Here is an 11,364-nt window from a genome sequence, read left to right as displayed (position 1 = left end):
CCCGGCGCGGCCTCCCGGCGCGGCCTCCCGGCGCGGCCTCCCGGCGCGGCCTCCCGGCCGCCGGCCGCGTACCGCGCCCACCCCGCGGCCGGCTCGGCGCCTCGGGGTCCGGCCGCACGCCGCGGCAGCCGCCGGCCGCGCCCGCCTGCCGTCGCGGCCGGCCTGCGGGCTCGGTCGCCCCACCCGCCGCGCCCCCCGCCGGGGGGCTTCCGCGTCCCACGGACGCCTCCGCCGCCCCTCGGGAAGCCGCTCGCGACGTCGCCGGGGGCGGCGAGTCGGACCGGGCGGGCGTGCCGCCGGCCTCAGCGGGCCGCCAGTGCCTCCAGCTCCGCCGTCATCCGCCGTACCGCCGCCTCGGGCGTCTGCCGTTGCGCCAGCACGTCGTGCATCACCGCCTGGACCACCAGGCTCACCTGGCCGTACCGCGGGCTCTTCGGCCGCGGGCGGGCCGCCAGCACGCTCTCCCGCAGCGCCGGCAGGTACGGGAACCGCCGCACCAGCCCGGCGTCCTCGTACAGCGCCGCCCGCACCGGCGGCAGGGCGCCCTCCGTGAGGACCCGCCGCTGCACCGGCTCACTCGTCAGGTACGCGATCAGCTCGGCCGCCGTCCCGGGGTGCCGCGCCCGTTCGCTCACCGCCAGGTTCGACCCGCCGAGCACACTGGTCCCCGGCCCGTCGGGCCCCGGCAGCGGTGCGGCGCCGAAGCGTCCCGCCACCTCCGAGCCCGCCCCGGCCGCGGCCGCCCAGGCGTAGGGCCAGTTCCGCAGGAAGAGCAGCCTGCCGTCCTGGAACGCCTGGCGCGACTCCTCCTCCGTGTACGTCAGGGCCTCCCGCGGGATCCAGCCGTCGCGGACGCCGCGCGCCAGGAAGTCCACCCCGGCCCGCGTGGCCGCCGTGTCCCCGGCCGCCCGATCGCCGCCCCCGGCTGCGCCCGGGACCGTTCCGCCCGCCGAGTAGACGGCCTCCACGGTGTTGACCGTCAGCCCCTCGTACGGCAGGAACTGGCCCGCGTAGCCGCCGAGCCCGTGCCGCGGGGCGATCTCCGCGGCCTGCCGTTCCAGCTCCGCCCAGGTGCGCGGGGGCCGCTCGCCCTCCGCCGCCAGCACGTCGGAGCGGTAGAACAGCATGCCTGCGTTGGTCACGTACGGCACCGCGTACAGCTTCCCCCCGTACGTGGCGGTGTCGACCACCGGCGGCAGCAGGTCGCGGAGCGGGAAGCGGCGAGCCTCCAGCGGGGCGATCCACCCGGCCGCCGCGAACTCGGAGGTCCAGGCCACGTCGATGTTGAGGACGTCGAAGCGGCCCTCACCGGACCGCAGGTCGGTGACCATCTGCGCCCGCGTCTCGTCCGCCGAGTCGGGCAGCTCCACCAGCGTGACCTTCTCGCCCGGGCGCCGCACGTTCCAGTCGTCCAGCAGCGGCTTCAAGTAGCCGGTCAGGTCGCCGGCGGTCGCCAGGGTCACCGGTCCCCGCCCGTCGCCGCGCCCCTCTCCGGGCGCTGCCGACGCCACGGAGGCCGTCAGGATCAGGACCGCGGCAAGGAACCCCCTACCCGCGGCACGCATCCACCGCATAGGTTCCTCCCTGGAGCACTGGCACCGGACGGCGTCGTCTGGTCAGGGGCATGTATACCTGTTAGGCATTCGGCGATACTAGGGCGCAGAGCACATCGATCCCGTATCGCGACAGAAGGAGAGCCCCCCGAGTGCGCATGCAGCTCCTCGCTCTCCTCGCCGGCGGGCCGGCCCACGGGTACGAGCTCAAGCAGGACCTTGAGCAACTGCTGGGCGCCGCGTACCCTCAGCCCAACGTCGGCCAGATCTACGTGCCCCTCGGCCGGCTGAAGAAGTCGGGACTCATCGAGGGCGAGGAAGTCGCCCAGTCGAGCCGGCCCAACAAGAAGATCTACCGCCTCACCGCCGCCGGGCGGGAGGCGCTGCGCGCCTGGTTCGAGGAGACCGCGGAGGAACCGCGGATCCGCGACGAGTTCTTCATGAAACTCGCCCTCGCCCCCCGTACCGGTCTCGCGGACCAGATCACCCTCATCAACAAGCAGCGACGCGAGTACCTCAACACCATGCGCACCCTCTCCAAGCTGGCCACCACCGAGAACCGGGACAACCGGATCTCGCACCTCCTCATCGAAGGCGCCATGCTCCACCTCCAGGCGGACCTCGACTGGCTGGAGCGCTGCCAGGAGGAGCTCGAAGAGCTGGAGGAGCAGCGGCGATGAGCACCACGGACCGGCCCGACCCGACCGACCCCGGCATATCCGGCACCACGGACCGGCCCGACCCGACCGACCCCGGCATATCCGGCACCCCGGCCGGGCCCGGCGCCACGCCCCCGCGCGCTTCCGGCGACACCCGCGTTCCGGGCGGACCCCCCGCATCCGGCGCCCGGGACGGCACCGGGAGCCCGGCACACGGCGCCCGGGGCGACAAGGCCGGTCCCGCTTCCGTCGCGTCGCGCAGCGAGGAGGGCCCCGCCCCCGGCGCGGACGGCAGCCGCGCCTCCCGCCTGCGAGGGGAAGGCGCCGGCCGCCTCTTCGGCAGGTGGCGCGCCAAGGGCGGCCTCGCCTCCGGTGCGTCGCGCGGTGAGGACGGCCCCGCCGCCGGCGCCGCCCGCACCCGACGGGGGAGCGGCAGCCGCGCCTCCCGCACGTCCGGGGCGAAGGACGGATCCGCCTCCGCAAGCCTCGGCGGAAGCGGCACCTCCCCCTCTGGTGCCTTCGGTGCCCCCGCCCCTCTCCTGGAGGCCGAGGGGCTGACCAAGACCCACCGCGGCGAAGGCGGGCCCGTCCACGCCGTCCGCGGCATCGACCTGACCGTGCACCACGGAGAGTTCGTCGCCGTCACCGGCCCCTCCGGCGCGGGCAAGTCCACCCTCCTCCACCTGCTCGGCGGTCTCCAGCGGCCGGACGGCGGCACCATCCGCCTCGACGGCGAGTCCACCGACTCCTCCAGCGAAGCCCGCTGGGCCGTGGAGCGGCGCCGCCGCATCGGCATCGTCTTCCAGTTCTTCAACCTCGTCTCGAACCTCACCGTCGCCGACAACGTCGAACTGCCCGCGCTGCTCGCCGGGACCCCACCGAAGAAGGCCCGCGCCGCGCGCGAGGAACTCCTCGCCGAGCTGGGCCTCACCGCCAAGGCCCGCAGCATGCCCGGCGAACTGTCCGGCGGCGAGCAGCAGCGCGTGGCCCTCGCCCGCGCCCTCGTCAACCACCCCCGGCTGCTGCTCGCCGACGAGCCCGCCGGAAGCCTCGACAGCAAGGGCACCCGCGAGGTCATGCGGCTGCTGTCCCGCTTCCACCAGCGCGGCCAGACCATCGTCCTCGTCACCCACGACGCCAGGCTGGCCAGCGCGGCCGACCGGGTCATCAGCTTCTTCGACGGCCGGATCACCGACGACGCCCGCCTGGGCGCCGGCCCGGGCCCCGGCGCCGCGGCCGCCCCCGCCCGCGTCGTCGAGCTGAGGGACTGAGGGACCGTGCGGGCCATGCTGCGCTGGGCGCACGCCACGTCACGGAGCCACCGAGGGGAGGCGCTCTTCCTCGTCTCCGCCACCGCGGGCATCGTCGCCTCCCTGCTGCTCGCCGCCGCCCTCTTCGGCTACGCCACCAACCCGTGGCAGCGGGTCTTCACCCAGTCCCACGGCGCCCACGTCTGGCTCCACACCACCCGCGCCGCCGACCCGGCCCGGCTCGCCGCACTCGACGGCGTCACCGCCACGGCGGGGCCCTACGACACCGTCGCCACCAGCGTCACCACCGGCGGCACCCGCGCCGCGGTCGAGCTGCGCGCGGTCGAGCCCGGCCGCCCGCCCACCACCGGCCGCCCCCTGATCACCTCCGGACGCTGGCTCGACCGGGCCGTCCCCGACGGCGTCGTCCTCGACGCCGGCCTCGCCGCGGCCCTGGTCGCCGCCCCCGGAGACCGCCTCGCCCTGCCGGGACCCGGCGGCCGGACCCTCACGGTCCTCGGCATCGCCGACACCGTGGAGCCGCACTACGCACCCGGCGAGCGCCCCGGCACCGTCTGGGCGCCCCCCGCCGCCGTACGCGACCTCCCCGGCCGGCCCGGCAGCGTCACCGGCCTGCGGCTCACCGACGGCGACGACACCGCGTACGCCGTACAGCGCGCCGTCACCCTCCTCGGGGCGGGCGCCATCACCGACGTCACCCCGTGGCAGGAGGCCCGCGACGGAGCCCGGGGCGACACCCGGCTCCTCGGACAGGTCCTCGGCCTCTTCGGCCTCGGGGCGCTCGCCGCCGCCGCGCTCGCCGTGTTCGGCGCCATCAGCACCCGCGTCCGCGGCCACCTGCGGGACATCTCCGTCCTCAAGGCCATCGGCTTCACCCCCGGCCAGGTCGTCCGCGCCTTCCTCGCCCAGCACCTCGCGTACGCGGTCCTCGGCGCCGCGCTCGCCACCGCGCTCATCCGGTTCCTCGGCGGGCGGCTGCCGGGCCGGCTCGGGGACGCCGTCAGCGTGTGGCAGGGCCTGCCCGGGCACACCGCCGCACTCCTCGGCGTCCCCGGCGCGGTCGTGCTCCTCATCGGCGCGGCCACCGGCCTCGCCGCCTGGCGCGCGGGCCGCGTTCCGCCGGTCCCGGCAGGGAGCGGCTCGGCCCTGCCCGCGGGCCGCGGCCTGTCCCGCGCGTCCCGCCGGGCGCTCGCCCTCCCCGGAGTCCCGCCGGCCCTGGTCCTCGGCTGGCACCGGGCCTTCGGCGGCGGGCCCGGCCGCCGAAGGCGGGCCGCCGCCACCGTCGCCCGGCTCGGTCTGCCGCTGCTGCTGATCACCGTGGCGCTCGGCGCCTGGACGACCATCGAGCGTTTCGACTCACGCCCCGAGCACCTGGGGCTGCCCGCCGCGCTCACCGCGCGCCCCGCGGAGGGCCTCGGCGACCGGGAGGCCCGCGCCCTCCTCCAGCGAAGCCCCGACGTGGTGGCGGCGCACCGCGGACTGGAGGTCGCCGCCCTCGTGCCCGGTCAGACGGGGACGATCGCGCTGCGCGGCCTCGGCACCCGCCAGGACCCCTACCCGTACTCCGTCGTCGAGGGCCGCCCCGCGCACGGACCCGACGAGGCCGTCGCCGGGCAGGGCCTGCTCGACCTGCTGGACGTCGAGGTCGGCGACTGGGTGCGGCTCACCGTCGCCGGCCGCCCCCAGGTGCTGCACCTCGTCGGCCGCAGCATCGAGCCCGAGAACGGCGGCCGGGTCGTCTCCACGTCGCTGGACACCCTCCGCGAGAACGACCCCGCCCTCCAGCCCACGCTCTACCACGTGCGGATCCGGCCGGGCGCCGACCCGCACGCCGTGCGCGCCGAACTCGCCGAGGCGGCCGCCGGACGGCTCGACCTCCACGAGGTCGCCGGGCCCGCCGACCGCCTCACCTCGCTGCGCGGCGTGGTGGCCGGACTCGTCGCGGTCCTCGCGCTGATCGGGCTGACCGAGGTGTCCACCGCCATCGGCGGCACCGTGCGGGAAGGGCGGCGGGACCTGCTGGCGCTGAGGGCGATGGGCCTGTCGCCCCGCCAGATCACCGCCGTCACGGTCACCTCCGTCGCCGCCACCGCCCTGGCCGCCGCCGTCGCCGGAACGGCCCTCGGCGTGCCGCTGGCCCACTGGCTGATCGAGCACCAGGGCCGCACCAGCGGCATCGGCGCGGGCATCGCCTACGGCCCGCCCTTCCCGTACCTGCTGGCGCTGTCGGCCGTCGCGGTGCTCGGGGCCGCCGCCCTCGCGGCGCTGCCCGCCGCACGGGCCGCCCGCCGCCGGCCGGCGGACACCCTCAGCGCGGTCGCCTGAGCACTCCGCGCACCCCGCGCGGAGTACCGTGCGGGGTGTCAGGACAGCCCACTACGCAAGGATCGCCGCACGTGACCACGGTCCCCTCCCTCACCCTCAACAACGGCGCCACCATGCCCCAGCTCGGCTACGGGGTCTGGCAGGTGCCGGACGACCAGGCAGCCGAAGCCGTCGGCACCGCCCTGCGGGCCGGCTACCGCAGCATCGACACCGCCGCCGTCTACGAGAACGAGCGCGGCACGGGCCAGGCCCTCGCCGCCTCCGGCATCGACCGCGAGGAACTCTTCGTCACCACCAAGGTCTGGAACAGCGACCACGGCTACGACTCCACACTGCGCGCCTTCGACGCCTCCCTGGAGCGCCTCGGCCTCGACTACGTCGACCTGTACCTGATCCACTGGCCGGTCCCGTCCCGCGGCGCCTACGTCGACACGTACAAGGCGATGGAGAAGATCCACGCGGACGGCCGCGCCCGGTCCATCGGCGTGTCGAACTTCCTGCCCGAGCACCTGGAGCGGCTCATGGACGCCACGTCCGTGGTGCCCGTCCTCAACCAGATCGAACTGCACCCGCAGCTCGCCCAGGCCGAGGCCCGTGCCTTCCACGTGCGCCACGGCATCGCCACCGAGGCGTGGTCGCCGCTCGGCCAGGGCCGCGGCCTGCTGGACCTCCCGCAGGTCGCCGCCGTCGCCCGCAAGCACGGCCGCACCCCGGCGCAGGTGGTGCTGCGCTGGCACCTCCAGCTCGGCAACGTGGTCATCCCCAAGTCGGTGACGCCCTCACGGATCGAGGAGAACATCGACGTCTTCGGCTTCGCCCTGGACGATGACGACCTCGCGGCCTTCGCGTCCCTCGACCAGGGCCGGCGGCTCGGCCCCGACCCGGCCCACTTCGGCTGACCCGCCCGCGACCGGGCCCCACCGGGGGCCCGGTCCGGGACCTCCGTCCGGTGGCAGCCGGTCCGGGGCGGTGGCACGATCGGAACTGCGGTGATCACGCAGTCGCCCCCAGGAGCGGTCATGACGAACACCGGCGCCACCCCGTACCCCACGCCGTCACCCGGGCCGCAGCAGCCGGTCACGGTGACCGCCCGGCTCGACACGCCGCTGTCCCGGTGGCTGTGGCTGGTCAAGTGGATTCTCGCGATCCCGCACTACGTCGTGCTGTTCTTCCTGTGGATCGCGTTCCTCGTCGTCGCCGTGATCGCCTTCTTCGCGATCCTGTTCACCGAGCGCTACCCGCGGGCCCTGTTCGACTTCAACCTCGGCGTGCTCCGCTGGTCCTGGCGGGTCTCCTACTACTCGTACGGAGCACTGGGCACCGACCGCTACCCGCCCTTCAGCCTCGGCCCGGAGCCCGACTCCCCGGCCCGCCTCGACATCGCCTACCCCGAGCAGCTCTCCCGTTCGATGGTCCTCGTGAAGTGGTGGCTGCTGGCGATCCCGCACTACCTCGTGCTCGGCTTCCTCACCGGGGGAGCCCGCGCAGGCTGGTGGGGAGGCGGCCTGATCAGCCTGCTCGCCGTCATCGCCGGCTTCGCCGTCGCCTTCACCGAACGCTACCCGACCGGCCTGTTCGACCTGGTCGTCGGCCTCAACCGGTGGGTGCTGCGGGTCGCCGCCTACGCGAGCCTCATGACCGACGCCTATCCGCCGTTCCGGCTGGACCAGGGCGGTGCGGAGCCCGACCGGCCCACGGGGTAGAACACCCCCATGACCGACGACGCCCTGCTGCCGGACGCCGACCCTGCGCTGCGCCGCATGCGGTGCCGCCTGTGCGGGAGGCCCCTGACGGGACGCGCCTCCCGCCGCACCGGGCTCGGACCCGCCTGCGACGCGAAGCTCCACCCCGGGCGGGCCGACGTCCGCGGCCGGCGCCACGACGTCGAGCAGGAGCCCCTGCCCGGCCTCTGAACGGCGGTGCGCCCCGGGACACCGCCCCGGGGCGCACCGCACGGACCGACTACAGCGTGCCGACGTCCGTCACGCGGACCACCGCGCGGCCCTCCTCGTCCGAGGCCGCCAGGTCCACCTCCGCGCTGATGCCCCAGTCGTGGTCGCCGTTCGGGTCGGCGAACGTCTGGCGCACCCGCCACAGCCCGTGCTCCTCGTCCTCCTCGATGGACAGCAGCTTCGGGCCGCGCGCGTCAGGACCCGTGCCCAGGTCCTCGTACTCGTCCCAGTACCCGTCCATCGCCCCGGCCCACCGGTCGGCGTCCCAGCCGGACTCCGCGTCCAGCTCGCCCAGCCCGTCCACGTCGTCCTGCGCGGCCAGCTCCACCCGGCGGAACATCGCGTTGCGGACCAGCACCCGGAAGGCCCGCGCGTTGGCCGTGACCGGCTTGACCTGGTCGGCCTTCTCCTGCGCCTCCTCGGCGCTCTCCACCTCCGGGTTGGCGAGCTGCTCCCACTCGTCCAGCAGGCTGGAGTCGACCTGGCGCACCATCTCGCCCAGCCAGGCGATCAGGTCCTCCAGGTCCTCCGTCTTCAGGTCGTCAGGGATGGTGTGGTCGAGCGCCTTGTACGCGCTCGCCAGGTACCGCAGCACGATGCCCTCCGTGCGCGCCAGCTCGTAGAACGACACGAACTCCGAGAACGACATGGCCCGTTCGTACATGTCCCGGATCACCGACTTCGGCGACACCGGGTGGTCGCCGACCCACGGGTGCGACTTGCGGTAGGTGTCGTACGCGTGCCACAGCAGCTCGTCGAGCGGCTTCGGGTACGACACGTCCTGGAGCCGCTCCATGCGCTCCTCGTACTCGACGCCGTCCGCCTTCATGGCGCCCACGGCCTCGGCCCGCGCCTTGTTCTGCTGGGCGGCCAGGATCTGCCGCGGATCGTCCAGCGTCGACTCCACGACCGACACCATGTCCAGCGCGTACGACGGCGACTCCGGGTCCAGCAGCTCGAACGCGGCCAGCGCGAACGTCGACAGCGGCTGGTTCAGCGCGAAGTCCTGCTGGAGGTCCACCGTGAGCCGGATCGTGCGCCCCTCCGCGTCCGGCGCGTCGAGCTGCTCCACCACGCCGCCGTCCAGCAGCGAGCGGTAGATGGCGATGGCCCGGCGGATGTGGCGGAGCTGGTTCCGGCGCGGCTCGTGGTTGTCCTCCAGGAGGCGGCGCATCGCCTCGAAGGCGTTGCCCGGCCGGGCGATCACCGACAGCAGCATGGTGTGCGTGACCCGGAACCGGGACGTCAGCGGCTCCGGCTCCGACGCGATGAGCTTCTCGAAGGTGTTCTGCGACCAGTTGACGAAGCCCTCGGGCGCCTTCTTCCGGACGACCTTGCGGCGCTTCTTCGGGTCGTCGCCCGCCTTCGCGAGCGCCTTCTCGTTCTCGATGACGTGCTCGGGCGCCTGCGCCACCACGAAACCGGAGGTGTCGAAGCCGGCCCGCCCCGCGCGGCCGGCGATCTGGTGGAACTCCCGGGCCCGCAGCGTGCGGACCCGGCTCCCGTCGTACTTCGTCAGCGCGGTGAACAGCACCGTGCGGATGGGCACGTTGACGCCGACGCCGAGGGTGTCCGTGCCGCAGATCACCTTGAGCAGCCCGGCCTGCGCCAGCTTCTCCACCAGCCGCCGGTACTTCGGCAGCATGCCGGCGTGGTGCACGCCGATGCCGTGCCGGACGTAACGGGACAGGTTCTTGCCGAACTTGGTGGTGAAGCGGAAGTTGCCGATGAGTTCGGCGATCCGGTCCTTCTCCTCCCGCGTGCACATGTTGATGCTCATCAGGGACTGCGCCCGTTCCACGGCGGCGGCCTGCGTGAAGTGCACGATGTAGACGGGCGCCTGCTTCGTCTGGAGCAGCTCGGTCAGCGTGTCCGTGATGGGCGTCGTGCGGTACTCGTACGACAGCGGGACCGGGCGGGTCGCCGAGCGGACCGTCGCCGTGGGGCGGCCGGTGCGGCGCGTCAGGTCCTCCTCGAACATCGACACGTCGCCGAGCGTCGCCGACATCAGCACGAACTGCGCCTGCGGCAGTTCCAGCAGGGGGATCTGCCAGGCCCAGCCCCGGTCCGGCTCGGCGTAGAAGTGGAACTCGTCCATCACGACCTGGCCGATGTCGGCGTTCCTGCCGTCGCGCAGCGCGATCGACGCCAGGACCTCCGCCGTGCAGCAGATGACGGGCGCGTCGGCGTTGACGGACGCGTCACCGGTCAGCATGCCGACGTTCTCGGTGCCGAACAGCTTGCACAGGTCGAAGAACTTCTCCGACACCAGCGCCTTGATCGGCGCGGTGTAGAAGGTGACCTGGTCGTTGGCCAGCGCGGTGAAGTGGGCGCCCGCCGCCACCAGGCTCTTGCCGGAGCCGGTGGGCGTGGACAGGATCACGTTGGCACCGGAGACGACCTCGATCAGCGCCTCCTCCTGGGCCGGGTAGAGGCTGATGCCGCGGCCCTCCGCCCAGGACGAGAAGGCCTCGAAGAGGGCATCGGGATCGGCGGTCTGCGGAAGCTGATCGATAAGGGTCACGCCTCCATCTTGCCTGCCTTCCCCCGCGAAGCGGGAACCGGCCGCCGCCCCGAAGATCACGGGAGGTACCCTGTCCCGTCAACTCGGCGACACGGCACGAACACTTGGGGCGGGCACACACCATGATGGGACCGGCGCACTCTCTCTCCGGCGCGGCAGCCTGGCTGGGGGTGGGCGCCGCGGCCGCAGCCGCCGGTCACGCCATGCCGTGGCCGGTCCTCGTCGTCGGAGCCCTGATCTGCGCGGGCGCCGCCCTCGCCCCCGACCTGGACCACAAGGCGGCGACGATCTCCCGCGCCTTCGGCCCGGTGTCCCGCTGGCTGTGCGAAGTGGTCGACAAGCTCTCGTACGCCGTCTACAAGGCCACCCGCACCACGAAGGACCCCCGCAGGAGCGGCGGCCACCGGACACTGACCCACACATGGGTGTGGGCCGTCGCCATCGGCGCCGGGGCGTCCGCGCTCGCCGTCACCGGGGGCCGGTGGGCGGTGCTCGCCATCCTCTTCGTCCACCTCGTCCTGGCCGTGGAGGGCCTGCTGTGGCGGGCCGCCCGGGTCTCCAGCGACATCCTCGTGTGGCTGCTGGGCGCCACCAGCGCGTGGATCCTGGCAGGTGTCCTCGACCAGCCGGGCAACGGCTCCGCCTGGCTGTTCGACGCGCCCGGCCAGGAGTACCTGTGGCTCGGCCTGCCGATCGTGCTGGGCGCCCTCGTCCACGACATCGGCGACGCCCTGACCGTCTCGGGTTGCCCGGTCCTGTGGCCGATCCCCATCGCCGGCAAGCGGTGGTTCCCGATCGGGCCGCCCAAGGCACTGCGCTTCAAGGCCGGAGCGTGGGTGGAGGTGCGGGTCCTCATGCCGCTCTTCATGGTCCTCGGCGGTCTCGGCGGCGCCGTCGCCCTGAACGTCCTCCCGTAGCGCGGGCACACCGCGCGCGGCCCCGCCCGGTGCTCCGGCACCGCGCGGTCGGCCCCACACGTACCGCCCGGCGGCGGCCGGCCGTCCGGGGCCGCGGCCGTCGCGCCGGGACCGCCGTCACGGCGGCCCGGCACGGCAGGCGCGGACCCGGTGCAGGACCCGC

9 protein-coding genes are annotated in these 11,364 nt (G+C 74.4%); 7 read left to right on the top strand and 2 right to left on the bottom strand.

The annotated features are described in order from the left end of the window. Positions 1-302 precede the first annotated feature (302 nt). Positions 303-1,574: an ABC transporter substrate-binding protein gene (locus tag BJP40_RS02675; protein ID WP_071278290.1), complete on the bottom strand. Its 1,272-nt coding sequence runs from the start codon at positions 1,572-1,574 to the stop codon at positions 303-305. Between the two features lie 131 nt (positions 1,575-1,705). Between BJP40_RS02675 and BJP40_RS02670 the strand changes: the two genes are divergently transcribed. From BJP40_RS02670 to BJP40_RS02645, 6 genes are all read left to right on the top strand, one after another. After that, positions 1,706-2,233 carry a PadR family transcriptional regulator gene (locus tag BJP40_RS02670; protein WP_071278288.1) on the top strand — a complete coding sequence of 176 codons (528 nt, stop codon included), beginning with the start codon at positions 1,706-1,708 and terminating at the stop codon, positions 2,231-2,233. Positions 2,234-2,751: 518 nt separating this feature from the next. After that, a complete protein-coding gene (locus BJP40_RS02665; RefSeq protein WP_071271529.1) occupies positions 2,752-3,483 on the top strand; it encodes an ABC transporter ATP-binding protein in 732 nt (243 codons plus the stop codon). Between the two features lie 6 nt (positions 3,484-3,489). Continuing rightward, a complete protein-coding gene (locus tag BJP40_RS02660) occupies positions 3,490-5,808 on the top strand; it encodes an ABC transporter permease (protein WP_071278286.1) in 2,319 nt (772 codons plus the stop codon). A gap of 71 nt (positions 5,809-5,879) precedes the next feature. Next, positions 5,880-6,707: an aldo/keto reductase gene (locus BJP40_RS02655; RefSeq protein WP_071278284.1), complete on the top strand. Its 828-nt coding sequence runs from the start codon at positions 5,880-5,882 to the stop codon at positions 6,705-6,707. Positions 6,708-6,827: 120 nt separating this feature from the next. Then, complete coding sequence (locus tag BJP40_RS02650; RefSeq protein WP_079170859.1) at positions 6,828-7,511, top strand: DUF4389 domain-containing protein; 684 nt, start codon at positions 6,828-6,830, stop codon at positions 7,509-7,511. A gap of 9 nt (positions 7,512-7,520) precedes the next feature. Beyond that, positions 7,521-7,721, top strand: coding sequence for a DUF6011 domain-containing protein (locus tag BJP40_RS02645; protein WP_071278282.1), 201 nt, complete (start codon positions 7,521-7,523; stop codon positions 7,719-7,721). A 49-nt stretch (positions 7,722-7,770) separates the two neighbouring features. On the opposite strand, the gene BJP40_RS02640 is transcribed toward BJP40_RS02645, so the two are convergent. After that, a complete protein-coding gene (locus tag BJP40_RS02640) occupies positions 7,771-10,284 on the bottom strand; it encodes an RNA helicase (protein ID WP_071278280.1) in 2,514 nt (837 codons plus the stop codon). 122 nt (positions 10,285-10,406) lie between these two features. Between BJP40_RS02640 and BJP40_RS02635 the strand changes: the two genes are divergently transcribed. Beyond that, on the top strand, positions 10,407-11,201 hold the full coding sequence (locus BJP40_RS02635) for a metal-dependent hydrolase (RefSeq protein WP_071278278.1): 795 nt from the start codon (positions 10,407-10,409) through the stop codon (positions 11,199-11,201). Positions 11,202-11,364: the final 163 nt, after the last annotated feature.

It is taken from the genome of Streptomyces sp. CC53, assembly GCF_001865245.1.
Lineage (GTDB): Bacteria > Actinomycetota > Actinomycetes > Streptomycetales > Streptomycetaceae > Streptomyces.
Note: the sequence above shows the minus strand (reverse complement) of the source record. Positions and strands in the feature narration are given on the sequence as shown.

Bases quoted from the DNA above. Each gene is read 5' to 3' on its own strand.
- BJP40_RS02645 (WP_071278282.1), top strand. From the start codon at position 7,521: ATGACCGACGACGCCCTGCTGCCGGACGCCGACCCTGCGCTGCGCCGC.
- BJP40_RS02635 (WP_071278278.1), top strand. From the start codon at position 10,407: ATGATGGGACCGGCGCACTCTCTCTCCGGCGCGGCAGCCTGGCTGGGG.
- BJP40_RS02650 (WP_079170859.1), top strand. From the start codon at position 6,828: ATGACGAACACCGGCGCCACCCCGTACCCCACGCCGTCACCCGGGCCG.
- BJP40_RS02675 (WP_071278290.1), bottom strand. From the start codon at position 1,574: ATGCGGTGGATGCGTGCCGCGGGTAGGGGGTTCCTTGCCGCGGTCCTG.